Source organism: Acaryochloris marina S15 (assembly GCF_018336915.1).
Lineage (GTDB): Bacteria > Cyanobacteriota > Cyanobacteriia > Thermosynechococcales > Thermosynechococcaceae > Acaryochloris > Acaryochloris marina_A.
This window is the reverse complement of sequence record NZ_CP064923.1, coordinates 5,843,133-5,868,311: the sequence shown is the minus strand read 5'-3', so window position 1 is coordinate 5,868,311 and position 25,179 is coordinate 5,843,133. Positions and strand designations below refer to the sequence as shown.

The window sequence follows — 25,179 nt, the reverse complement described above, 5'->3', positions numbered from 1 at the left end:
TCTGAGCAATGAATGAGCAGAAAGCCATTAAGCAGTTATTTCAATTAGCCAGCCCTTTCCCCTTGAGTATTGCTGCCATTGTTATCTTAGGCATTGCTTCTTCCTTAGCCGAAGGATTCGGATTAAGCTTATTCATCCCTTTTTTAGAAGGGATGAACGCTTCAGGTGCAGCATCCCTAGAAAGTGGCCTCCCAGCTCAGCTCAATAGATTATTTGGACCGTTATCCGCCCAGTGGCGCATTGTTGTCATTCCCTCATGTATTTTTGCGGCAATCGCCTTCAAAAATATCCTGCTCTATATCAATTTAGTCTTGTTTGCCTGGCTGAATAGCAAAATTAGTCATCAGCTCAGAACCAGTATCTTTCGGCAATTGATGGCCGTTAGCAATAGTTATTTACAGGATCAAAAATCTGGATCCTTGCTCAATCTTTTAGCCTCAGAAACGTGGCGGGTTAGTGATGCGCTCGAACGATTAGTCAAGATCTTAATTAGTAGCTGCACTGTTATCGTCTTTATCGGCCTACTACTGATGCTGTCTTGGTCATTGACGCTCTTTGTGGGCCTAGCACTTTTCTGTATTTCAACGCTGGTCCGTTTGTTAACTCAACAGGTCAAAAAACTAGGGCAGGAAGCCCTGCATGCCAACAGCAACCTAGCAGTAAGGATGTGCGAAGGATTGGCAGGAATGCAAACCATTCGGGGCTTTGGCCAAGAAAATTTTGAAACGAAACGTTTTGATGATTCTTCCCAAACAGTCAGTCAGGTATTTTTGAAGCTTAATAGGTTGTCCATGACCACTAGCCCTACCTTCGAAGTATTAGGTGCGATGTTGGTTCTATTGGTTTTGGTGATTGGACTCTTTTTCAATTGGGTCAGCCTACCAACATTGCTCATTTTTGTCCTGATTTTGTACCAGCTCCAACCACGTATTAAGGCAATTGGTAATGATTATGTCGCTTTACTCGGACTCATTAGTTCAGTCGATTCAGTTCTAAACTTTATCGATCAATCCAATAAAACCTATGTACCATCTGGTTATCAATCGTTTTTCAGTCTGAACCATGAAATACAAGTAGACCAGGTTAGCTTTTGCTATAGCCCAGACCAGAATAACGTCCTAAGTCACCTATCTCTTGCTATTCCCCAAGGAAAAACTACGGCGATAGTCGGACCTTCTGGAGCAGGCAAGTCTACTTTGATTCACTTGCTGTTTCGCTTCTATGACCCGACAACAGGAGAGATTCGGGTTGACGGCCAACCGCTGACTCAGCTCAATCTCGCAGATTGGCGTAGCCATATCGCTTTAGTGAGCCAAGATATTTTTCTGTTCAGTGATACGGTTTATCACAATATTGCCTATGGTCGTTTGGATGCCACGAAAGACGAAATTCTGGCTGCTGCTCAACAAGCCCATGCTCATCAATTTATTGCAGAGTTGCCTGATGGCTACCAAACATTAGTCGGAGATAAAGGCATCCGTCTATCTGGAGGGCAACGCCAGCGAATTGCTCTAGCGCGAGCAATTGTGAGAAATCCAGACATTCTAATTTTAGACGAGGCCACAAATGCTTTAGATACCCTTTCTGAATCCTTAATTCAAGAGGCTCTGGACATATTTTGTCGTGATCGGACGGTTATTGCGATTGCTCATCGCCTGTCCACTATTGAAAACGCTGAACAAATTGTGGTGATGGATGCTGGCCAAATTAGGGAATGCGGAACACTATCTCAATTACTAAATCAGCAAGGCCTCTTTGCAGAACTTTATCGACGCCAGTATCATCATGCCCTATCCAATCCTTGAGCTAGAAGTGTCTGAACCTTTGCCCACATTAACGACTGGGCCGAATGATACGGGGTTGGCACTCATCCTCCGATATCAAGATCAGCCTGTGGGGTTCTTAATGAAGGCGTTTCCGCCCCAAACAACTCTGTCAGCAGAAGAGGTATCCAATTGGTTGGGGCAAGACACTATACAGAAGATTTTGCAAGACAAGATCTATGCTCAGATCAATCCGGTCTCTACCATCAGCTTGCCATCATTGACAGTAGCAATTTGTACGAAGGATCGGACTGAAAATCTCCAACGCTGCTTGGGGTCTCTTCTGCTTTTGCAACAACAAAGCTCGTCTAAGTTAGACATCTTAGTGGTAGATAATGCCCCATCGGATCAACAGACGTATGAGTTAGTGAGCGACTTACCCACAGTTCGTTATGTCTGTGAGCCCAAACCTGGCCTTGATTTTGCCCGCAATCATGCCCTACAGAGTTCAACGACTGAACTCTTAGCCTTTTTAGATGATGATGTCACGGTAGATCGGTTGTGGTTGGAGGGTTTAACTGCTGCGTTTTGTGAAAATCCTGATGCAGGAGGTTTTACGGGATTGGTCTTGCCCTATGAGCTAAACTCCACCGCCCAAATTTTATTTGAGGAACGCGGGGGGTTTCAACGGGGGTTTGAGAAAATTCGATATGGTCAACAGCTAGCAGGAAATACACTTTATCCATGCGGTGCAGGGATTTTTGGAGCGGGTTGCAACATGGCTTTTCGTCGATCTCTGTTGTTAGAGCTGGGGGGATTTGATAATGCCCTAGATACAGGTGGACCGATGCCAGGGGGGGGAGATTTAGATATTTTTTATCGTGTGGTGAGAGCAGGGCATCCCTTAATTTATGAGCCCAGCTATTTGGTTTTTCATCAACATCGACCAGATCTAGCGAAATTACGTCGACAATATTGGAGCTGGGGGTTAGGTTTTATGGCTTTTGTGGGCAAATCTTATTTACATGATCGCGAGATGCGATCGCAATTCATTCAATTAGTCGGTTGGTGGTTTCAATACCAACTCACGCTGTTAAGTCGGAGCGTACTGAAAACGCATACCTTACCTATTGACATGGTGTTAGCGGAAATTTGGGGTGGCATCATGGGACTTCTGGGTGGATATGGGCGATCACAGCGCCGTACTCAATCCATTCAGAGTCACTTTGATACCCACCCTATCTAAGTCATTCATTTTTTTGCTCTTAATACATTGGGCTACTTGCTCAGGCAACTCATCCAGGAATCTTCTTCTTCAAAGACTATGTCCTTGTCATTAAGTTTAGTGATTTGCACCTATAACAATGCACCTTTATTGGCGCGCTGCCTGAATGCCATTGCAAACCAAACCCTTGATGTAGCTCTGGATTGGCAAGTTCTAGTTGTCAATAACAATTGTACTGATGATACAGAGGCTGTTGTATCCCAGTACCAAAGCTGTATAGACCATCTGGCGATAGTCAACGAATCCGTTCAGGGACTGACCCCAGCCAGAGTATGTGGCGTCAAGCAGACTCAAACAGACTGGATTGCATTCATTGATGATGATTGCTTAATCGCACCCAATTGGGTCGCAGAAGCGGCTAAGTTTGCCCAATCTCATCCTCATTGTGGGGCATTTGGGGGGCGAGTGATTCTGTCCTGGGAAACCGCTCCCCCTCCTTTTGTCGAACAGTTTCACTACTCCTTCGCTGAACAAGAAGGAGGAGCAGAAGCCAAAATCATTCAGTGCTTAGTCGGGGCTGGAATAGTAATTAATCGCCATGCCTTGATCGAAACAGGGTGGATTGACCAGCCATTGCTAGAAGATCGAATTGGCAAACGTCTCGTATCAGGGGGAGATGTGGAATTAGCGTTAAGGCTGGGTGCCAAACGTCCCTTATGGTATGCTCCGACTTGCCAATTGCACCATATTATTCCCAGCCATCGATTATCTTCGGGTTATCTCATGCAGATTAACCATGCTTTAGGGACATCCAAACTTTACGGGGACTCTATGTTGTGGGCTAACTCTTACCAACAATGGTGGTTCGCATCTCTTCGCGAAGGTATTCAACAGTTCCAAATATTGACATTTGAAGGGATGAAAGCGCTGTTGGGTAACCAATCCAAAACAGTAGTCGTGATCAAAGCGTACTTTTGGTGGGGCTGGCTGCAAGGCATTTGGAAATTATGGATGATGGATGCGACTCAGCGCCAGGCTATTTTAGGCAGTGCGATTCCTAAGGAGTCACAGTGATGGCATACGACATTATTCATATTGATTTAAGTCACCCTTTACCTCAGTTAAGGGCAATATCACGGTCACTTTATCTGATTTTCTGGTGGCATCATCTTCCCTTGGGATATGCAACTGTTACACCGGAAGAATTGCCTTTATCAGATGCTGCCCTAGCGACGTTAGCCGCTCAAACGATCCAGTCAACAGTTCGCTCATACTTAAAGACAAGTTCCTGCGAACTGACGCTGACTCATGTCAGTGACCTTGTAGCACCGCTAGATGATATTATCCCTAGCCCCGCTCACTCAGATCTATCTGTCTCCTTGATTATTTGTACGCGGGATCGACCTGAGTACCTCAAACGATGCTTGCAGTCATTGCAACAACTCACTTCAGCAGCAAATGAAATTATTGTCGTAGATAATGCACCTCAAGATGACAGTACTCAGACATTGATCCAACAATTTGAAGGGGTTCACTATCTACTTGAACCACAACCGGGCCTGAGCCATGCTCGCAATACGGGTATTCAACATAGTCAGGGAGACATTGTTGTATTTACAGATGATGATGTTTGTGTTCATCCCCTCTGGCTTCAGCAGCTTTGTGCGGGTTTCTCTTCACCAGAGATCATGGCTGTCACTGGAATTGTGTTGCCCAAAGAGTTAGAAACAGATGCTCAGGGCCTTTTTGAACTATCCTACGGCTATCTCAACAATGGCTATCAACCGATCACCTTTGAAACGCAGTTCTTTAGGCAACATCAGGCCACTGCTGTGCCGGTTTGGGATATCGGTGCTGGTGCGAATATGGCGTTCCGGCGAGACATTTTCAACCAGCTTGGAGGCTTTGATCTTCGATTGGGGGCAGGTGCGGCTGGGTGCAGCGAGGATTCGGAAATGTGGTATCGGATCCTCGCTCATGGTGGGCACTGTCGCTATCTGCCGACTGCCGTCGTTTACCATTCTCATCGACGAGCCTTTGCAGGTCTCCAACAGCAAATGCAGGCTTATATGCAAGGCCACGTTGTCGCCTTGCTGATCCAGTTCGAAAAACATCGACATTGGGGCAATCTTTGGCGACTAGTTGGCCTACTGCCCCTCAACTATTTACGCTTACTGATCAGAGCGATTCGGAATGGGTTTCAAAGGCAGTACAGCACTTACTGGTCTGAACTTCTAGGGTGTTGTTTAGGACCCTTTACTTATCTATGGATGACACAACATCTGGATCGTCGTCATCCCCAGGAAGCGATCGATTCAGTGACTAACCGTTATTGATTACATTATGTCTAAAGCGAATTTCCACGACTTCTTGGCGCATAATCCATTCCCGAAACCCTTAACGCTAGGCTTCTTCTATCGGGAGAAAATGAGAGCAATCTATCAGATCACTCCAGACGCCGATTATTCCAAGATTCTAGAAGTGGGAGGAGGGGAAAGTGGCCTAAGCGCTATGCTCTTCCCCACTGCCCAGATTACTAACATTGACTTCAACCCTGACTATGCCAATTCTGCTTGTAACCAACAAGCACGTGTGACCTATATCTGTGGAGATGCTACAGAACTTCCGTTCAAGGATGGCTCCTTTGATGCTGTGACCATGTTTGATCTGTTAGAACATATTCCCAACCATCAACAGGCAATCGCTGAAGCCATCAGAGTGCTGAAGCCAAGCGGCTATCTACTCATCAGTACGCCCAATGAAAACTGGCGATTTCCCTATTACCCATTGATGCAAATGATTTGTCCTCAAGATACAGACCTGATGGCAGAATGGGGCCATGTCCGACAGGGATATTCTATGACGGAGTTGGAATCTCTTATTCCCCTGTCTCGTTGTCACTGGATGACATTTATCAACCCACTGACCGTCTTCTGTCACGATATTTCTTTTTCCAAACTGGCTGGTTATCAACGGCAATTGGTTTGTTGGATCTTAAGTCCACTCACCTGGATAGGCTACTGGTCGCATCAACCCCATGCCATGGGTACTGAAACTGCCATTTCTTGGCAGAAAATATGACATCCGTGTCAACGATTGCCCTCTTACCGTGGGGGAATGTGATTGAAGATTTTCTAGATCCGCTAGATATCTCTCTCAAAGCATTTCAACGAGACATGACAGGGGGATGGCTATTTGGCTACATTGAAGCCCTCCAGAAGGTTAACATTCATAGTGTTTTAATCTGTATATCTGCGCAAGTCCGCTCTCCCATGCGCTCTATCCATCAACCTACCGGTGCTGTCATTTGGACATTGCCGTCTCCTTCTGTTTATCTAGCGATTCGTCACCAGATGGTGAATCCCTATGGATTAACGGCTCAAGCAACTTTTGGGCATCAATCCCCTTGGTGGATTGCCCTGCGAAATCTTGTCCCCTATTTGGCAACGCCCTGGCGATCACTAGCAAAGGTAATCCAGCAAGAACATTGCAATGCCCTTCTTTGCCAAGAATATGAATATGCCCGTTTTGATATCAGCATATGGCTCGGTAAAAGGCTGAATATTCCTGTTTTTGCTAGCTTTCAGGGAGGAGATTTTCAGATTACCCAATTAGAAAGATATGTCCGCCCGACTACGTTACGCGCGTGTTCAGGACTCATTATTGGATCTCAGCAAGAAATCAACCGAGTCATGACCTGTTACAACGTGCCCCAAGCAAAAATTGCCAAAATTTATAATCCCCTTAATTTAGAGCAATGGGCGACCAGAGAAGACTCTCCGATCCGTCAACATCTTGGTATTGCGACTGATGCTCAAGTCGTGGCTTGGCATGGACGAGTCGATCTACACCGCAAGGGATTAGATGTCTTACTACAAGCCTGGCAATGTCTGTGTCAAGATCATCCAACCCGAGATTTGCAATTATTGCTGGTGGGTACGGGTAGCGATGCAGACACACTGCAACAGTTACTGGATGATACACAAATGGCCAACATACATTGGGTCAACGAATACATCCTTGATAAGCCCACGATTCGCAACTATCTGGTCGCTGCCGATCTGTATGTGTTGCCCTCACGCCATGAAGGATTTGCAGTTGCTCTCATTGAGGCAATGGCTTGCCAATTACCAGTAGTGGCTACAGATGTTCCAGGTGTTTCAGAAGCTGTTATCAGCGGTGCTGATCCAGGTGGAGTAGTGGTACCCGTCGAAGATCCTCATTCCCTGGCTGCCGCGATGGGCCAACTTTTAGAGGATGATGCCTTGCGGTTGCAATTCGCCTATCAAGCTTATCAACGAGCACAATCATTGTTCTCCATTGAGGCGATAGGCAGGCAATTGCGTAGTTTTCTCAGTCCCATAAACACCGTTCATTTATAGAGATTTTAGGTGTACACACCTACTCACAGCCTTTACGCTTCATTGATGGTGTTTCTCTGGATCATTGAGTGCACACTCCATCCCACACAGCCTCAAAGGGCCTCAAGGTGCAACTGCTGATAATGGTAAAAATCACGCTATTATTCTCTAAAACCAATAGAAGGGGGCACAATGCAATCACTTCGATTCATAGCAATGGGACTGCTGAGTCTTTGCCTATGGCTTGGTTGGAGCACTCCAGGCTTAGCCGTAGACAACCTAGAAGAGCAGGTTCTCCAGATCCTTCGTAATCACCCCGAAGTCATTATTGAATCGGTGCAAACTTACCAACAGAATCAAAAACAGGCCCAGCAACAAGCCCAGCAAGCTGCCATCCAGCAGCTTAACGCTAATGTTCTAGTCGGCAACTCACCCACTACTGGCGCTCAGAATAACCCCAACCTATTGGTAGAATTCTCCGATTTTCAATGTCCGTTTTGTGCCCAAGCGGCAAACGATGTCCAAGCCTATTTAAAGCAAAATCCTGACCAGTTTACTTTCACTTACAAACATCTCCCTCTTCAGGCGATTCACGATCAGGCCCTGCCCGCCGCTCAGGCCGCTTGGGCGGCTCAGCAACAGGGGCAGTTTTGGTCTTATCATGATGCCCTCTTTGCCCGCCAAGAGGAATTAGGGGACAAGCTCTACACCGATATTGCACAGCAACTGCAGTTGGATCTGGCGCAGTTTGATCGCGATCGCAACAGTGTTGCCGCCACAAAAGCAATCGATGCTGACTTAGCCCTTGCCCAACAACTTGGTATCACCGGGACACCTTTCTTTGCTCTCAATGGTCAAATTCTTCAGCTCCCCTTCAATGCAGCTGCAGTCGATGCCATTTTAGCTAGAACTTGAGCAGCTCAAGCGCAAAAAAAATGCCCTCTGCTGTGCAGAGGGCAATCAAAGGAATTTATCAGTGGAACGTTTTAGACAGCTAGAGGCTCTTCAGTCTCTTGAACATGCTGCTCAGACTGCACATGGGTTTCAGGATGCACCTTAGCCAGCATTTCTCTGAGACCATCTCCCTCAATCACTTCCTTCTCCAGCAACTGCTCAGAAATCATCTCCAACAGCTCCTTATTTCCCTTGAGGATAGTGAGCGCTTCTTGATGAGCCGTCTCCACAATACCCTTAACCTCCTTATCTATCTCCTTAGCCGTCTCATCACTGACTGCACGACGAGCATTCATTCCCCCACCGAGGAAATTATTCTGCTGACCCTTGTCATAAGCAAGGGGTCCTAACACCTCGCTCATGCCGTAGGACGTCACCATCTGCTCCGCTAGATCCGTCGCTCTTTGTAAATCATTAGAAGCACCCGTCGTGATACTACCGAAGATGACTTCCTCAGCTGCTCGTCCACCCAGTAGAGTCGCAATCTGACCTCGAAGTTCAGCCTCATTCAACAAGAACCGATCTTCCGTAGGCACTTGCAACGTGTAACCTAGTGCAGCCATACCGCGAGGAACAATGGAAATCTTCTCCACTTGATCCGAACCTGACATCTTGGCTCCGACTAAGGCATGGCCGACTTCGTGGTAAGCCACAATCTTCTTCTCTTTCTCGTTGAGCACGCGGCTCTTCTTCTCTAGACCCGCTACTACTCGCTCAATTGCTTCCGCAAAGTCTTGGGTCTCCACTACCTTGTTCCCTCGTCGGGCAGCGAGTAGTGCCGCTTCATTAACCAAGTTGGCTAAGTCAGCGCCTGCAAACCCAGGAGTACGAGTGGCCATAGCCTTGAGGTCAACATTCTCACCGAGCTTCACCTTCTTGGCATAGATTTCCAAGATAGCTAGACGACCTGTGAGATCAGGACGGTCTACCAGTACTTGACGGTCAAATCGACCGGGACGTAATAGGGCAGGGTCTAAAGTTTCAGGACGGTTCGTTGCAGCTAAGACGATAACCGTGGCATCGCCTGCCCCAAAACCATCCATTTCTGTTAAGAGTTGGTTGAGAGTTTGTTCCCGCTCATCATTACCACCAACGAAGCCATTTCCACCAGACCGAGATTTACCAATGGCATCCAATTCGTCAATAAAGATAATGCAGGGGGCTTTCTTCTTCGCTTGTTCAAACAAGTCCCGGACTCGGGCTGCACCGGTACCGACAAATAGTTCTACAAATTCTGAACCCGAGATACTGAAGAAGGCAACCCCTGCTTCACCGGCGACAGCTTTGGCCATCAAAGTTTTACCGGTTCCAGGAGGGCCTACGAGTAAGACACCTTTGGGAATTTTGGCTCCGATATCAGTGAAGCGCTTGGGAGACTGGAGGAACTCAACAATTTCTTCGAGTTCGGCTTTGGATTCTTCGACACCAGCAACATCATCAAAGGTGACTTTATTGTCATCGCCTTCGACGTAGACTTTGGCTTTGTTCTTGGTCACGGAGAGGGCACCTTGGGGACCACCGCCACCCATGCCACCACGGCTAAAGAATTGAAAAATGGCAACGAAGATCACGGGAGGAATCACCCAGCTCAGTAAGGTGGTGAACCAGCGATTTCCAGCAGGAGGGGTAGCGGCGAATTCAACGCCTTTGGATTCGAGAAGTTTGGGGAGTTCTAGGTCGAAGATAGGGGTGGTTTCTTGAACTTGCCCGGAGTTTCCATCCATATCTTTCATCTGATAACGAATGATGTCTTGGCCAACGGAGACCCGAGCCACCTGCTCATCCTGAACTTGCTCGATGAAAAAGCTGTAGGGCACTTTAGAGACGCGCGGACCATTACCAAAGGTCAAGACTAAATTGACCACTATTAACACCAAAGGCAGCACCAGCAAAATCGAGCTGAGAAGGCTTGGCCGTGGGCGTCGAGGTTTATCGTTTACAGGCATGAGAATGTCCTTAGTTAAAGAATGATCAGGATGGTTCAAGCAAGTGAAAAATCTTGAATTACCCGGAAGATGAGCCACCCAAAAGTAGAAGTTTGAACGGTTGTAGCGCTGAGTTACAGAAAGGGATGCGGCTCTTTGTAAGAATGAAGCCAGTTTGGTGATTGCGCCTCTGCTCTAGGAGGGAGATGGGCATCACGCTGACTCATCCTTTAGGCCAGCAAGCCAAGACGTTTGCCGTTATCGCGTGCTAGTCGAATCCAACCCTGACGACGACTCCGATCAATACCAATCTGATTACAGACATTGGTAATCGCTTTTGAATGCAGGGCAATGGCTTTCCCCCGGAGTTTGATAAATCTGGGTTGACCGACAATGTTGCGGGCTAGCACGACGAGGGGAGCAAACATGGTGAATTCTTTTGTGTAACGTTATGTTAACCATGTTAATTGTTTTGTAACAGAATGTCAACAAAAGTTGCGAGTATTTAAAACTGGTGGTATTGAATTCATCCAGGCTTAATAGATCTCAAAAAAGAAATTAAATAGGCTTATAAAGCTGTAAATCTAATCTATTTCGAGATAAAGACATATTTATACGGAAAAAATCAATAAAAGGATGAATCAGCATAATATAGTCGGCTCTGTTTAACACTCAATCTCCCTGGTAAAACCAAAAACCTAAGGTTCCCGACTAACACCATAGACTGCCGGTATGTAAATTTCTGTTACATAACCTGTCACAAAAAAAAGCTACTCTTTTAGACCGAAGAGTAGCTGATGCACAGATTGAGACTGGAACAAGGGGTTTAGCAAGCCATATATTCTTGCAGCATCACTTTTTGCGATCGCAAAACCTTAAAGGCTTCTCGCTCCACTCGGCGGACCCATTCCCGGCTGACGTTTAGACGCTCTCCCACCTTCGCTAAGGTCAAGGGGTTCTGGTCAATCAGGCCGTATCGCAACGTAATCACTTCTCGCTGCTGAGGGCTGAGATCCTGGAGTAGTTTTGCCAAATCGGACCGTAAAGAAGATGCCGTGGCATAGGTATCAGGGGATTCGTTGGGGTCTTCTAGTAACTCCCACAGTTCCGTATTTTTCTGGTCACCAATCTGCATATCCAAAGAAATGGAGCGACGAGCATAGTTGAGATAATCTTCAATTTTTTTAGGGGTAAGCTCCATCTCTGCTGCCAGCTCCGCCACGGTAGGGTCGCGGTGCAGGGTCTGAGACAGTTGGCGCTTCACTTTGCGCATCTTACTAAGCTTTTCATTGATATGGATGGGGAGGCGAATCGTTCGTTCTTGTTCTGCGATCGCACGGGTCATGGCTTGGCGAATCCACCAGTACGCATAGGTAGAGAAGCGATAGCCTTTCATAGGGTCAAATTTCTCGACACCCCGCTGCAGGCCAATCGTGCCTTCTTGAATCAAATCTAAAAATTCAACTTTGGCTTTGTTGTACTTCTTGGCAATGGAGACGACCAGACGCAAATTGGATTCCACCATTTTGCGATTGGCTTTGTTTCCGACTTTCAGTTCCTTCTGCAGTTGTGCGACAGACACCTGAGCCTTCTTGGCCCATTCTTTCTGGGTCGGCTCTCGATCGAGGTGGTCCTGTAATTCTTGCTTCAACTCCTGCAAAGTTGTTAACCGCTGTACCTGCTTGCCAAAGATGACTTCTTGTTCGTGATTCAACAGAGGAAAGCGGCTAATCTCACGCAGATAGGTAGTGATTGAATCTTTACTAACAAATGAATTTTTCATAATGGCGATGTTTGGGTAAACACAGATAACTGAGGAATAAAGCTCCCCGGCCTAGGCCGGGGAAAAAATATTAAAGATGAAATAGAGTCGTTCTAAACCCGAAACGCCAGTTTAGAAGTTTAGTAATGTAGCAATCTGACCGACAATGCCTTGACCAGTCAAAACTTCAGTCACAAGGGCGAGAAAGAATCCCATCATTGCCAAGCGACCACCAAAGGTTTCTGCAAAATCGGTGAAACCCCAGATTGGATTTTGTGTACTCATAGCGTTGGACTCCGTAAACGAGGAATGAATCTTATGTAAATAAATGTAACTTGCTGTGTAACGTTTTGTCAAGAATATGAAAGGATAGCACCTTATATATGTCTCAAAAGCCTGTTTTATAAGGGTTTCGACTTCTCATATTCAGCTAACTATTTGTTACATAACCGCCAAAAGAAAACCTCAGCCATGCAGCTGAGGTCAATTTGATAATGATTTAGTAGGATTTTTGACTGGGTAAACGGCAAGCCCGTATCTGGCGAGGACTAAAGACTTTTTTGCAGTTCGTTTAACTGGCCACCCCCAGAGGAGTATTAAGCTTTTCGATGCTGAACCCGTCAGATGTCCCAAGCTTCAGTCTTCACGAGCATTGCTAGATGGCTATTCTAGATCTCTATCAATGAATTGAAGCCTGGGAATGAGGGTTGAATATTTTTAGCCATTTCATCTCTTTCAGGGTGAGCTTGGGATGATTAGCCCATCCCATCAACCATTAGGAGCGCTTACATCAAGCCCCAGAAATGCAATACCCCTTTGCCAGTCACTAATTCAATGACGATGGCAGCATAGAAACCCACCATAGCCAGACGACCGCTCCAAGCCTCAGCAAAGGGGTTGAATCCAAAAAAGTTGTTAGAGGTGTTCATGGGATTAGACTCCGATTAATTCATGTGTGTTGTTGCTTTATGTAAATAAATGTAACGCAAATGTAACAACATGTCAAGCAATTAATAATTTGTTGTTCAAACCATGGAGTACCTAAGGTTTTGTAGGACTTAACCGTGTCGATATCCAGACCGATATTTGTCCAACCCACTGTAATCATTGAGTGGACAGCACCCATCCCATGCCAAAGGAAAGGGGATCATCGTCTGCCTCAAGTGGGGTCTCTTGCCCCGAAAGCTCAAACTTTGGCACAACAATGCGAATGAACCGACTACCAACTGCTAAACTCAAGTTCTAGAAGCCTCTGAGAATATGTAAAAAAACTTCATATTCATACTTTTTTTTGGGCTTGTTATTTAAGGTTCAAAGAGTACTCATCTCTTAAACGTTGTCTGTCTCTGGAATACTAAAGCAGTTTGAAAGATCAGCAGCAAACAATCCTAGTCGCTGATGATGAAGCTAGCATTCGTCGGATCCTAGAAACCCGTCTCTCCATGATGGGGTTTGTCGTCATCACTGCCGCTGATGGCGAGGAGGCCCTGCAAGTTTTTCAGCATCAAGAACCCGATTTGATTATTTTGGACGTGATGATGCCCAAACTAAATGGGTATCAGGTCTGTCAATCTCTTCGGCAAGAATCAGATGTCCCCATTATTATGTTGACTGCCCTCTCAGACGTGGCCGATCGGATTACGGGCCTGGAAATGGGGGCGGATGACTATATGGTCAAGCCTTTTTCACCCAAAGAGCTAGAGTCGCGCATTCGCTGTATTCTGCGGCGAATCACCAAATCCCACGCTTCCCACCAAACATCAGCCGGTGTCATTCAAGTGGGCCATCTCGAGATTGATACCAATAAACGGCAAGTCTACAAGGATCAAGAACGAATTCAGCTCACTCATCTCGAATTTAATTTACTAGAGCTGCTGGTTAGCCGCCCTGGAGAACCCATCTCTAGAGTTGAATTTTTACAAAAGGTTTGGGGCTATAGTCCCGACGGCAAAATTGATACCCGTGTCGTCGATGTTCATATGTCTCGCCTACGAAACAAGCTCAAAGAGGATACTGAAGAACCCGACTTGATTCTTTCAGTACGGGGCGTAGGCTATGCCATCCAACGGGGTGAATAAGGCAAGATATAGACCGACGTTTTAAAAGCAAAAAGCTGAGGTACTGCCTCAGCTTTTTATTAATACTGTTGTTGGCAACTATGCGCCGGTCACAATCTGTACAAAGGTGAGATTAGTGGCGAGTTCAATCAACAAAATTCCGAAGAAGCCGATCATGGCTAGACGGCCACTATATCTTTCAGCATCTTTATTGAAACCAAATACTGGCTCTGCTTTAGCTGTAGTTTTAGGCTCTACTGCAAAACGGTTGATGCGACCGCGATCGTCAGAGGTATATCCGCTAGATGTCATGTGTGTTAGTTCCGTAATTGACTATGTAAATAAATGTAACACAAGTAAATGGGTTTGTAAAGAAACATTGCGATACTCTGATCGCCCGTGAAGGTCACGGGCCATTGTCCGGTTGAGCCAGCTCATGCATCCGCTATATTCTGGGGACTAAGACCTGCCCCAACTTTCTTGCTCGAAAACGTCTTACTTCCCGCTTGTGAACACCCGATCCTCCTTCCCTAAACAACCTCACTATGGGCGCTTAGCACTTATCCTCGTCAGCGTCATAGCCGGTACAGGCGTGATCGCCTCCCAATTTTTGCAGTGGCCTTTAGGGTCTTCTTCGGCCGCCCAAGTCTGTGCTCAGATCCCGGCCACTGATGTCACCCAGCGCCTAGAAAATTTGGGCTCGCCTTTTACCACAGGCCAGTATGCCAAGGCTCAACCCTATGCCCGCAATGTGTGGGTGATGGTGCCGTTTGAGAACCAGATCTATCTTGGCCATGGTGATAGCAATGCCAATCAAGGACCGATTCCCTTATGGTTTTTCGACTCCAGCTCCAAACAGTTTCAGTTCAACTTCGTCGCCCCAGAAGAAGAGATTCGCAGCTTTCACACCATTGACTCGGCTTTGTATACACCTGGGATTGATGCCCGAGAAAGCTGGGATTTGGGCAATATCTACCGTCTACAGCAGGATTGGCAAAAAATTCGCACTTTGCCAGGAGGAGTGCATGTCTGGTCCATTGAAGGATTCGCAGGTCAATTATGGTCGGTGATTCGCAGACCCGATAACCAGGGCTATTTAATGGCCTCTGGGGATAAAGGACAAACCTGGCAGGATATCCAAACCCTAAACACGAGTCCTGCCCATCTGACACGGTTTGAAGACTCCCTCTATATCTTTGCAGGCGGGCGTCCTTGGCAGCTTGGGAAAACCCTCCAACCGATTCAGCGGCAAGATTTAGATCGAACCACCCTATTCCCCAATCACCCTCAAGCCACCCAGATGAAAAAAACGGCGGTTTTCCAATCCCAGCTGGCCTATGTGAGTCAAGGATCACGCTATATCTCTCACACCGCTCAAGGAGCCAAAGTTCTCAACAGTGAAGATCCCCATATCCAACCCCCTGGATTATTTGTCGCCAACTCCTTAGCCCCCAACAACACCCAGGTGCAGCGCATCCAGCTCAAGCCCCAGGAAGTTCCTTGGGATGTGTTGACTACCCCCAAAGGTCTGTTTATCCTGACCAGTGAGCGCCAGTGGATCGCTGGCAAACTCCGGTTTATTAATCGCGTTAGACAAGCGACGAACCCACGGCACTGGTGTGAAATTCTCCGGTTTGAATCCGATACGTTTGCGCGATCCCTCACCCAATACCAAGAACAGTGGTATTTCGGCTTAGGCACCGATTACGGCGCTGAGTATGGCCTTAAGTCCTATACCCCCACAGCCCATCCCCTCTCAGGCACCATCCTGCGAACGCAGTTATAGAGCTATCCCATTTCCAGGGTGGTCACCCCATAAATTTCATTTAACGGCAGCTCAGGAAATACCCCTTTATACATGCGGCAATTACTAAACAGGGGAATAGCCTGAAATTGCTTCATCAACTGATTCGCCTGTTCATTACTATGGGGCACATCCATATAAACGGGCTGGTCGGCAGGCGGTACCCGCAATAGAGCGGCCAAGAGCTGCTGAGCGATATCAGCCGTATCGGCAAACAGCGGTCCGATGCGATACCCCAGATCGGCAGGTCGAATCAGACCATATCCCAGGAGTTGATCTTCCTGAACAACTGCCCAGCCCTGCATTTCAGGGCTTGCTAGCCAATGATGCAGGAAATGCGATCGCATCCCCACAAAATGACGCGTATCGTAGTCCAGCACCTGCTCAAACGGGACGGAATGAATCGCCTGCAGCGACGCTGACACCGGATCACCCGTGCCAGACTGAAGTTGATGGCGAACATGCAAACAGGATTTGATAAACCCATGGCGGAGATAGGTATCCTGCAGCGCCACCGCCCCTTCTAAGCCAATACAGCGGGCTGGAAGTGAAGAAATCGCCTTTTCCCACAGGAATCGACCATAACCATGGCCTCGATGACGATGATCCACCAAATAACAACCTAAAAATCCAAAATCTGCATCATACGAGGCCGCAGAAATACAGCCAACGGGTTGATCCGCCAACCACCCCACCAGCAAACTATTTTGTTGCCAATACACCTCCAAGTCATACCGGCCAGGATTCCAGGACTCTTGTGCAGCCCAAGCCCAAATATTAGAGAGATCTGTTTTTTGAGCCGGTCGGATTTGGAAGTCCATTCATTGCCTCAGAGATGATTAGGGGTAGGCTTCCCGATCATAAAAGTGAATATGCAATAGATCCCTGACATCCCCACATCTTTTACAATTTGATCACAGTAACTGAAGGTCTATCCATGACCGAGTTAAATAATGCCGTTGTGCTCTTAACCGGAGCAACCGGAGGATTTGGCCACGAGCTGACTCAGCTTTTATTGGAGGCAGGCAGTCGAGTGATCCGCACGGACATCAATGCCGCCTTGCTGGAACAACAGGCCGAGCAGCTCAACCCAGACAGCCACCCAGGAGAACTGCTGCCTAGCTTTGTCACCAACTTGGGCACCGTGGACGGGTGTGAGTCTCTCTATCAGAACGTTCAAGCCCTCAATCATCCCGTCGACATTTTAATCAACAATGCTGGCATTGCCCTCTATGGGCGCATGGATGAAACTCCCACTGAACGGTGGGAGTTAATGATGCAGCTCAATCTCCTTGCCCCCATGCGCTTGAGTAACCGGTTTGTGGCAGATATGATTACCCGTCGCCAGGGCCATATCGTTAATATTTCATCGGTTGCTGGCTGGATCGCCCCAACCGGGTTAACCGGCTACGCGGCCAGTAAATTTGGGTTACGGGGGTATAGTGATGGCGTTCGCAACGAGGTCAAGGACTTCAACGTCCAGGTCACCACTGTCTATCCCTTTTTTAGTCGGACACCGATTCTCAACTCAGATAGCTTTGGATCCCTCGCTGAAGGGAAAGCGGATCTGCCTCACTGGATGACCACGGATCCCCATAAAATCATGCAAGCCACCCTTCAGGGCATTCAGCAGAACAAACCAGAGGTCTTTCCTGATCTGCCCTCCCGAGTCCTGACCCGAATCAAACGGTATTTTCCTGGCCTACTCCAATGGACCACGACTCAAATCAAACAGCAATACCAAAAACCGTCTTAACGCAGTTCATTCACTAGGCAAGTCGTGCAAAAAACCTCTGAGAAATATCTGATTATTGGTGCTGGCTACGCAGGCTTGGGAATGGCTCAAGCCCTCAAAGAGGCAGGGATTCCCTACGACCAGGTGGATGCCAGCGATAATATTGGCGGAAATTGGTATCATGGCGTTTACGAAACCGCACATATTATTTCTTCCCGCAGAATTACTCAGTTTACAAACTTCCCCATGCCGGAAACGTATCCTGATTTTCCCAGCGCCCAAAACATGCGGGATTACATTAACGCGTTTACCGATCATTTCGACTTACGAGACGCCATTGAGCTGAACCGCGAAATCACATTTGTCCGCCCCGTCGAAGATAATCTCTGGGAAGTCAGCTTCGCCAATCAAGAACAGCGACTGTATCAAGGGGTACTACTCTGCAATGGCCATCACTGGTGCAAGCGGATGCCTCAATTTGAGGGAAGCTTTAACGGAGAAATCATTCACTCCAAAGACTACAAACGTCCTCAACAGCTCATTGGCAAACGCGTTTTAGTCATCGGTTCTGGCAATTCAGCCTGTGATTTAGCTGCCGAAGCCGCTCGTGTGGGAGCTAAATGTGTTTTGAGTATGCGGGATACGCCTTGGTTTATTCCCAAAACCTTTGCAGGCATTCCGGTTGCTGACCTCAGCAAGAACAGCACAAGCCCCAGCCCCCTCTGGTATCAACGGCTGATGGTTTACCTGTTGATCCGGCTGACATTTGGCAAACATGAAAGTTATGGTCTGCCTAAACCAAAGCATCGAATTTTTGAGAAACATCCCACCATCAATAGTGAAGTCCCTTACTACATCAAACATGGCCGTATTATTTCCAAACCCGGCGTCCAAGCTTTAGATGGAGAGTCAGTCATCTTTGAGGATGGTAGCCGAGAAGACTTCGACCTCATCGTTTGTGCCACGGGCTTCTATGTGGCGTACCCGTTCTTAGCACCAGAGCTTCAGCGCGTGCAAGGTTCAATTGTCAAATGCTATGACGGTGCTTTTCTAGAAGACTATAAGGGTCTCTATTTTATAGGGTGGTATCAACCTCGGGGAGGGATTGGTTCGGTCATTAGTGCATTTGCTCCGGTCTTGGCTCGCTATCTCAAGCTGCAAGCAGATATCAATGTGCCTGTAGGTTTAGTACTCAAAGAACTGGGTAAAAAACTCCCGAATACTCATTTGGTCGATCCACAGCAGATGTTTAAGGAATTAGAATCGACAGACCATCACTTTGACTCAATTAGCCAAAAAGCGCATCAAGTTGACGCTCAGCATCCTAATTTTAAAAATCAACCCCTTCCTGCAAGAGAACGAGAAAGCCTTGAACCCACCGTCTCAACTTAGGGCGACAGGCTAGCGGGGAATGGGTGATGCCCCATAGCTCGTAAAGATAAGGTTATAGTCAAAAAAAAGCCTTTCTCATCCATAGACATGACCTCTAACGCCACAACACCTACCGCCAACACGTCGAATTTAAACGCATCCTCGTCGGCTTCATCCTGGCAAATAAAGCTACTTTATGATGGCGCTTGCCCTCTTTGCTTGAGAGAAGTGAATTTTTTACAGAAACGGGATGCAGGCCAGGGCTTAGTGGCGTTTGTGGATATTGCAGCATTGGATTATGCACCGGAAGATAATGGCAATATCGACTTTGAAACCGCTATGGGAAGCATTCATGCGGTATTACCCGATGGCACAGCGATGGTTGGTGTGCCCGTGTTTCGGAAAGTGTATGAAGTTTTGGGAATGGGATGGGTTTATGCCATCACGAAACTGCCGATTGTCGGCCCCATTGCCGATTTTATCTATGACCTTTGGGCCGATTGGCGGTTGAAATTAACCGGAAGAGCGGATTTAGCGACCATCCTGGCGGAAAGGCACCAGCAAATCGAAACCTGCACAACGGATCGGTGCCAAGTGCCTGCTGAAGAGCATTAATCCTGTGGCGAAGCATCCGGTTCTGGAGACTTCGCTGACAGAAGTTCCTGAGCGTATTGATAGAGTTCGGGTTCAGTCTGTTGTTTAAGCAGGCGATCTTTTAAATCCATTAGCCCCGAGGAGAGTGATTCTGCTTGATCACGGTAATGGGCATTGGCGGCCAAAAGATCGGTAAAGACTAGCCGCTCAATGTCATGGCGAGAAGGCAGTTCTTCTTGGTCGCTGATATAGCTGTGGTACTCGACACCAGTGACTTCATATTTAATCAGCATGATTAAGGCTTTGCTGAGGGTATGGAGTTGCGATCGCAACTCCTTCACATTCAAGTCAGAACGCTCAAAGCCAATCGTGCCCTGAATTTTTAGCTCTACAATAGCGTCTTCCGTTTTACCTTTTTTATAGGCCGTTTTAATCGTAGCAATCGCCGCCTCTTCCAACTCTGCAGCCGTTTGTTTTGGATCCGCTTTTAGGTTCAACCGCTCAATATGGCGTTGATCGTAATCAGATTTAAGTTCGGCTTTGATGCCTTGGTTAGTGAGATTAACCAGGAAAACCCCCCGAGGATTCTGATCCTGGTTTTCAATCACGCTGTTGGCTTCGGTAGAGCCGGGGTTAAAAATCCAGCTTTCGGCGGTGTAGCTACGGTGAATATGGCCGAGGGCTAAATAATCTACGCCTGCCGTTAGCAAGGGGGCAAAATCTTGATAGCGCAAGGCACCACTGTAGCGAGAGACATGACCTTCTAAACCATGATGGAACATCATCACCGTATGGTCAGGGCCAGGGGGGAGTTGTTCTATGAGAGGGGCTAAGGACTGAATCGCTTGCGGTGCAGCAGCGCCATACCAACGAGACCCAATCACCCGCACACCACAGTCGAGATCGATATAGCCTCCCCGTCTGACTTCAGGATCCCATGGTTCTAATTCTTCTTCAGCATTGGGTTCCAATAGCATCAGGCGTCCCCAATCAGATAGATACCGCAACCAGCTCGTACTGGTGCCATAAAGTCTATAGTCGTGATTCCCTTCAATCGCTAACACAGGAATACCCGCTGCTTGCAGCCGATCCAAACAGAGTTGAGCTTGATTGAGGACCGCAGGCAGTACCTGGCGATGCTCAAATAAATCCCCGACAATCAGCACAAAATCGACTTGGGGTTCGATAGCATAGCGTTCTAAGGCATCGTTAAAAGCTCGATAAAAATCTTTGGTGCGCTCAGGTGAATCGTATTTGGTATAGCCCAAATGCACATCAGCAACATGAAGAAAGCGGGGCATCGTGCTCTAACTCATAACGGCAAATTCTAGCGGGTCAGCTTAGACTTCTCTTCAGAATATAACGGACATTCACAAACCAGCTTCAACCCGAACAGACAAGCTCAAAGATCACGAGTGGGAAGTGATCCAAGTCTTAGTCCCGTAAAATTAAGTCGCTAAGATTAAAACAGATGCTTGTTTTTATTCATCAGAATAAAACCTTGTCTAACCCAAATCCGGGTTGGGGTATCCTCGATTCAGAGTCATACGCCAACTGAGTACACCCTTCAAGCATCGATTTATATGCCATTGGCATATTTATAGGACACTGCATGAACATTCCCCAAAAATTTTCCACCCTGCTCTTGGGAACGGTTGCCGCCATCGTTTTGGCACCACAAATTGCCCTCGCCCTCAGTCCCGCCGAAATCAACAAAGTGGCCAAACAGATCACCGTGCGGGTCGACAGCCAAGCCCCCGGATCCGGCGTGATCATCAAACGCAATGGCAATCGTTACACGGTGTTGACTGCCGCTCATGTTGTCGCCACCGTCGATGAATATATCGTCATTACCGATGATGGCCAAGAATATCCAGTCAATGTACAGACAATCACCAAATTTCCGGGTGTTGATTTAGCCATGCTGGAGTTTACCAGTGACCGTACCTATACCGTGGTCAAAATTGGTAACTCTCAAAAACTCTCAGAAGGGAGTGAGAGCTACGTTGCTGGTTTTCCCAGTCGAACTCAAGCCCTCACAGATATTATCTATAACTTCACGACCGGAACGATTACGGCCAATGCCACCCGTCCCCTGACAGATGGCTATGCTCTGGTCTATACCAACAACACCCTACCCGGCATGAGCGGTGGCCCGGTGCTAGACAAAGACGGCAAACTGCTCGGCATTCATGGCCGCGCCGACACCACCACCACCGTTCAGAATCAAAATATCAACCCCGATATCTTTATCAAAACGGGGTTTAACCTCGGGATTCCGATTCATACTTTCCTGAAAATGGCCCCAGCCAATACCGTCACCACTCCAATTAAACCCATTGCCTCTGTTCCTTCAGCGCCGTCTAGTGCTTCTGATTTTTACCTGCAAGCCTTAGATCAATATCGTCTGGGGAATATGGCAGGAGCATTGCGCAATACCACCCAAGCCATCGGCCAAAATTCAAAATTTGCCCCAGCTTATGCCTTACGAGGCAGTATCCGCCTTGTCAAACAGGATCAGACTGGCGCCTTACAGGATTTCAATCAGGCCATTCAGTTGGACCAAAACCTGCTGCAAGCCTATATTGGTCGGGCTTTGGTGCAATCGTCTTTGGGTGATGCCGGTGGTGCGATCGCAGATTACTCCCAAGCCATCCAGCTCCAAGGAGACCATGCCATTCTCTACTACAATCGGGGGATTGTTTACCTCAACCAAGGTCAACAAGGAGAAGCCCTCACTGATTTACGCACCGCCGCCGATCTCGCTCTCAAGAACAACAACCAAGCCGACTACCAGCGGGCTTTAGAAGCGATCAATATTGCCTCTAAAAATTGCCGACAGTCCATTCGGACCATCTGCGATCGCTAAACTTTTTTCTTCGTTTAGATTCTATCTATCAAGATCTGGAAACTGAATCTTCTTCACTACCGTCACAACCTTTAAGGATTTACTGGACGCTACTTTAATGAAACACACCGTTTTACCTATTGCTAAACTTTCTATTGCCCTCACAGTCCTCACGGCTTTTTGCGTTCCGGGTTCCGTCTATGCCAACCCTTCAGCAACACCAGGCATTGGTGTCGAGACCATTAAACCTAAAGAAAGCCGACGTATTGCTGTTTTAGACTTCGACATGGCCAGCGTTAGCAAAACAGGTCTCAGTTACGGGTTATATGGCAACAATGGGGCATCTAAAGGCATCAGCAACTTGCTCACTAATGAACTAGTGAAAGATGGCACCTATATCATGGTTGAGCGCAGCAAAATTGAGGCTATCCTAGCAGAGCAGAATTTTGGACAGTCTGGTCGTATTGAACCCACAACTGCAGTTCAAATTGGCCGAGTATTAGGTGTAGATGCAGTGCTCGTCGGTTCAATTACCCAGTTCAATGTTGAAGAGCAATCCAAAGGTGGCTCTGTTGGCGGCTTTTTCGGCATCGGCGGAAAGAAAAAGAAACAGTTGGCCACTGTTCAACTTTCTACCCGGTTAGTGAGCACCGCTACCGGAGAAATTCTCACGGCAGCAGAGGGGAAAGGCCAAGCCGATAAAAGTGAAGGAACGGGTCGTGTTTTTGGGATTGGCGTCGATACTGACTCTGATAGCAGTGACAGACTCCTGGGTGAAGCGTCTAGTCAAGCCGTCAATAATATCGTGACCAAACTCACCGCTGTTGCTCCCCAATTATCTGCACTACCATCAGTACTACCCGTAGAAGAGATGGTGGTCGCCGACATCACTGGTAACCAAATTACTCTGAATAAAGGGGGTGCCCATGGATTTCGACCCGGCATGGTGATGTCTGTGGAACGCGTGATCAAAGATATTAAGGACCCCACCACTGGCAAACTACTTAAACGCCAAACGGAATCCATGGGCCGCATTCAGTTGACAGAAGTCGATGCTCAATCCTCTGTCGGCAAGATTCTGACCGGCACAGGTTTTAAGGTTGGAGACGTAGCTAAAGCCGTTGAATAGATCCACGGCTTTCTACCGCCTAGAGCAGTTCTAGCAATTGCTCCTCAGGCGCATTACAGATCCAGTCACCCATACCCCCCAAAAGGCCAGTCTTTTGGGGGGATATTTAATGGAGCTGATCAATCTGTTTTATAAGCCCTAAGACCATATAGATAGTGAATAAATATCCCGAAGCAATCGTCAGAATAAGCAGCGAAGGATTGAGGGTAGTCATGGAAAACGCAAATGCGAATTTTGCCAGATTAGACCATAAAAAAAGTGATTGAACAAGCCTCAAATCCTATAGAAACCCATACAAATATGTGGTTTTGTGCCTTTTATGTAACATCCCCCACCTTTATTGTTCCTGCAGATCGCTTCTAGGCAAAGGATTGGAGTACGTATCATGTCTCTGGGTAACAGGTTAAGTTTCACCATAGACAGCCAAAACAGCCTGAAAGAGCTATAAAATTTCTGTATCAAAAGATACGGATTTTAGCTTAGTGATGAATATTCCTACGAAAAAGCCTCAACAACCCATAGCAGCATCACCCTCATCAGAGGTTTTCGTTCCTAAGGCACATCAATGGGTACAGCTCCGCAATTCCCTGTCTGAATACAGCGAAGATACCGCTTTACTGCTTTGCCCTGGTGTTCAAGACCACTGGATTGCATGGATTCCTGGCTTTGGGCAAGCGACCTTAGAGCGTTCACAATTATTGAAAGCGATAGATTAGATTAGCCTGATTAGCGTCAGTCCCCCATAAGCCATTAGTTTGCTTGAGGATCTGTTCAGAGGATTATATTTTGTTCGCTAATGTCTGCTAGCCTATCAATCACAAAAATGCCCTCGATAATCGAGGGCATTGCTTTTAGTAACTTGTACTAGCGGATCAGCGTTAATTCAACTGATGCTGCTCTTGCTCTAGCATTTGAACTAACCCCTGATCACCCTTGCGTTTGGCAACGGCAAGACGATGCTCTAAAGTCTGGCGAATAAAGGTGTTATGAACCTTCTCTAAGTCAGAGACATCCCGAAGACCCAGACGTCCTGAGGGTCTGGCATAATTCATGGCTGCACCCACAGCAATGGATTGAGGGACAACATCGGGGATTTGGGGTGTTGGAGAAAAGACGGGCTCTCGACGGGTCGTAGAGTTGTTCACTTCTTGACCATACTCAACGCCACGATAAGTCATAACGTGAGTGGGTTGATGAAGATCCGTAGTTGCATACTGCCGGCGGCGGCAGGGAGTGCCACGATAGTGGCCGATAATTTCAGTTTCTGTGACTTCTACTGAGGGAGAAACACGGGTGTACTCGACACCACGATAGGAATATTTCACGGTTGGCCTCCGACCGAATATATGGGATGAGGCGCGTTCCTTCAGGTAAATGCCTTACTTCCGTCTTGCTGACTTACCCTTGATCAGGAATCAAACAGATCAGTAATGCAAGATGAACGATTCATTTCTGTATCTAATAATACCCTTTTCAAATTAAAGATCCACTAACGAAACCCTATTAAAAGCTTAAAATTTACTTAAGTACAACTTTTCTGTAGTGTTTGATACTTTTTGGCCTAGGAATATAAAAATCTTTGCACTCTTCATTGTGCATGACCCGACTCATGACTGTTGCCCCAAAGCGATCTGATCGTATATATCCTTCG

24 protein-coding genes and 1 riboswitch are annotated in these 25,179 nt (G+C 47.2%); of the genes, 15 read left to right on the top strand and 9 right to left on the bottom strand.

Features of this window, described 5'->3' with window-relative positions:
- Positions 1-8 precede the first annotated feature (8 nt).
- From I1H34_RS26870 to I1H34_RS26840, 7 genes are all read left to right on the top strand, one after another.
- On the top strand, positions 9-1,805 hold the full coding sequence (locus I1H34_RS26870; RefSeq protein WP_212663886.1) for an ABC transporter ATP-binding protein: 1,797 nt from the start codon (positions 9-11) through the stop codon (positions 1,803-1,805).
- The gene (locus I1H34_RS26865; protein WP_212663885.1) at positions 1,786-3,009 is read left to right on the top strand and encodes a glycosyltransferase; all 1,224 of its coding nucleotides are present in this window, start codon (positions 1,786-1,788) and stop codon (positions 3,007-3,009) included. Before I1H34_RS26870 ends, I1H34_RS26865 begins: the two co-directional genes overlap by 20 nt.
- A 78-nt stretch (positions 3,010-3,087) precedes the next feature.
- Positions 3,088-4,062 (top strand): glycosyltransferase, encoded by a 975-nt coding sequence (locus tag I1H34_RS26860; RefSeq protein WP_212663884.1) that lies wholly within the window; start codon positions 3,088-3,090, stop codon positions 4,060-4,062.
- Positions 4,062-5,324, top strand: a complete 1,263-nt coding sequence (locus I1H34_RS26855) for a glycosyltransferase family 2 protein (RefSeq protein WP_212663883.1) — start codon at positions 4,062-4,064, stop codon at positions 5,322-5,324. The genes I1H34_RS26860 and I1H34_RS26855 overlap by 1 nt, the downstream gene beginning before the upstream one ends.
- Before the next feature lie 7 nt (positions 5,325-5,331).
- Positions 5,332-6,069: a class I SAM-dependent methyltransferase gene (locus tag I1H34_RS26850; protein WP_212663882.1), complete on the top strand. Its 738-nt coding sequence runs from the start codon at positions 5,332-5,334 to the stop codon at positions 6,067-6,069.
- Complete coding sequence (locus I1H34_RS26845; protein ID WP_212663881.1) at positions 6,066-7,370, top strand: glycosyltransferase family 4 protein; 1,305 nt, start codon at positions 6,066-6,068, stop codon at positions 7,368-7,370. Before I1H34_RS26850 ends, I1H34_RS26845 begins: the two co-directional genes overlap by 4 nt.
- A 171-nt stretch (positions 7,371-7,541) precedes the next feature.
- Positions 7,542-8,264, top strand: a complete 723-nt coding sequence (locus I1H34_RS26840) for a DsbA family protein (RefSeq protein WP_212663880.1) — start codon at positions 7,542-7,544, stop codon at positions 8,262-8,264.
- A 71-nt stretch (positions 8,265-8,335) separates the two neighbouring features.
- Here the strand turns inward: I1H34_RS26840 and ftsH4 are convergent, their stop codons facing one another.
- From ftsH4 to I1H34_RS26815, 5 genes are all read right to left on the bottom strand, one after another.
- Positions 8,336-10,249, bottom strand: a complete 1,914-nt coding sequence (gene ftsH4, locus I1H34_RS26835) for an ATP-dependent zinc metalloprotease FtsH4 (protein ID WP_212663879.1) — start codon at positions 10,247-10,249, stop codon at positions 8,336-8,338.
- 209 nt (positions 10,250-10,458) lie between these two features.
- Positions 10,459-10,656, bottom strand: coding sequence for a cyclic electron transport protein PGR5 (gene pgr5, locus I1H34_RS26830; protein ID WP_212663878.1), 198 nt, complete (start codon positions 10,654-10,656; stop codon positions 10,459-10,461).
- Between the two features lie 398 nt (positions 10,657-11,054).
- The gene (locus tag I1H34_RS26825) at positions 11,055-12,011 is read right to left on the bottom strand and encodes an RNA polymerase sigma factor, RpoD/SigA family (protein ID WP_212663877.1); all 957 of its coding nucleotides are present in this window, start codon (positions 12,009-12,011) and stop codon (positions 11,055-11,057) included.
- A 111-nt stretch (positions 12,012-12,122) separates the two neighbouring features.
- A complete protein-coding gene (locus I1H34_RS26820; RefSeq protein ID WP_212663876.1) occupies positions 12,123-12,275 on the bottom strand; it encodes a high light inducible protein in 153 nt (50 codons plus the stop codon).
- A 500-nt stretch (positions 12,276-12,775) separates the two neighbouring features.
- Complete coding sequence (locus tag I1H34_RS26815) at positions 12,776-12,919, bottom strand: hypothetical protein (RefSeq protein ID WP_010470165.1); 144 nt, start codon at positions 12,917-12,919, stop codon at positions 12,776-12,778.
- A gap of 435 nt (positions 12,920-13,354) precedes the next feature.
- Between I1H34_RS26815 and rpaB the strand changes: the two genes are divergently transcribed.
- On the top strand, positions 13,355-14,068 hold the full coding sequence (gene rpaB, locus I1H34_RS26810) for a response regulator transcription factor RpaB (RefSeq protein ID WP_212663875.1): 714 nt from the start codon (positions 13,355-13,357) through the stop codon (positions 14,066-14,068).
- A 78-nt stretch (positions 14,069-14,146) separates the two neighbouring features.
- Here rpaB and I1H34_RS26805 read toward each other — a convergent pair whose 3' ends face one another.
- Positions 14,147-14,359: a chlorophyll a/b-binding protein gene (locus tag I1H34_RS26805; protein ID WP_212663874.1), complete on the bottom strand. Its 213-nt coding sequence runs from the start codon at positions 14,357-14,359 to the stop codon at positions 14,147-14,149.
- Positions 14,360-14,555: 196 nt separating this feature from the next.
- Between I1H34_RS26805 and I1H34_RS26800 the strand changes: the two genes are divergently transcribed.
- A complete protein-coding gene (locus I1H34_RS26800) occupies positions 14,556-15,833 on the top strand; it encodes a hypothetical protein (protein ID WP_212663873.1) in 1,278 nt (425 codons plus the stop codon).
- A 2-nt stretch (positions 15,834-15,835) separates the two neighbouring features.
- Here I1H34_RS26800 and I1H34_RS26795 read toward each other — a convergent pair whose 3' ends face one another.
- Positions 15,836-16,672, bottom strand: coding sequence for a GNAT family N-acetyltransferase (locus I1H34_RS26795; protein WP_212663872.1), 837 nt, complete (start codon positions 16,670-16,672; stop codon positions 15,836-15,838).
- A 116-nt stretch (positions 16,673-16,788) separates the two neighbouring features.
- Between I1H34_RS26795 and I1H34_RS26790 the strand changes: the two genes are divergently transcribed.
- From I1H34_RS26790 to I1H34_RS26780, 3 genes are all read left to right on the top strand, one after another.
- Positions 16,789-17,607 (top strand): SDR family NAD(P)-dependent oxidoreductase, encoded by an 819-nt coding sequence (locus I1H34_RS26790; protein WP_212663871.1) that lies wholly within the window; start codon positions 16,789-16,791, stop codon positions 17,605-17,607.
- Between the two features lie 24 nt (positions 17,608-17,631).
- A complete protein-coding gene (locus tag I1H34_RS26785) occupies positions 17,632-18,978 on the top strand; it encodes a flavin-containing monooxygenase (protein WP_212663870.1) in 1,347 nt (448 codons plus the stop codon).
- Between the two features lie 87 nt (positions 18,979-19,065).
- Positions 19,066-19,572, top strand: a complete 507-nt coding sequence (locus I1H34_RS26780) for a thiol-disulfide oxidoreductase DCC family protein (protein ID WP_212663869.1) — start codon at positions 19,066-19,068, stop codon at positions 19,570-19,572.
- Here the strand turns inward: I1H34_RS26780 and I1H34_RS26775 are convergent.
- Positions 19,569-20,852 (bottom strand): metallophosphoesterase family protein, encoded by a 1,284-nt coding sequence (locus I1H34_RS26775; protein ID WP_212663868.1) that lies wholly within the window; start codon positions 20,850-20,852, stop codon positions 19,569-19,571. The two genes, I1H34_RS26780 and I1H34_RS26775, sit on opposite strands and share 4 nt — an antisense overlap.
- Before the next feature lie 311 nt (positions 20,853-21,163).
- On the opposite strand from I1H34_RS26775, the gene I1H34_RS26770 reads away from it, so the two are divergent.
- From I1H34_RS26770 to I1H34_RS26760, 3 genes are all read left to right on the top strand, one after another.
- Positions 21,164-22,420 (top strand): tetratricopeptide repeat-containing S1 family peptidase, encoded by a 1,257-nt coding sequence (locus I1H34_RS26770; protein WP_212663867.1) that lies wholly within the window; start codon positions 21,164-21,166, stop codon positions 22,418-22,420.
- A gap of 97 nt (positions 22,421-22,517) precedes the next feature.
- Complete coding sequence (locus tag I1H34_RS26765; protein ID WP_212663866.1) at positions 22,518-23,528, top strand: CsgG/HfaB family protein; 1,011 nt, start codon at positions 22,518-22,520, stop codon at positions 23,526-23,528.
- A 485-nt stretch (positions 23,529-24,013) separates the two neighbouring features.
- Positions 24,014-24,244, top strand: coding sequence for a hypothetical protein (locus tag I1H34_RS26760; protein WP_212663865.1), 231 nt, complete (start codon positions 24,014-24,016; stop codon positions 24,242-24,244).
- A gap of 162 nt (positions 24,245-24,406) precedes the next feature.
- On the opposite strand, the gene I1H34_RS26755 is transcribed toward I1H34_RS26760, so the two are convergent.
- Positions 24,407-24,853: a DUF4278 domain-containing protein gene (locus I1H34_RS26755; protein WP_212663864.1), complete on the bottom strand. Its 447-nt coding sequence runs from the start codon at positions 24,851-24,853 to the stop codon at positions 24,407-24,409.
- 30 nt (positions 24,854-24,883) lie between these two features.
- Positions 24,884-24,974, bottom strand: a riboswitch (Glutamine riboswitch).
- Between the last annotated feature and the right edge of the window lie 205 nt (positions 24,975-25,179).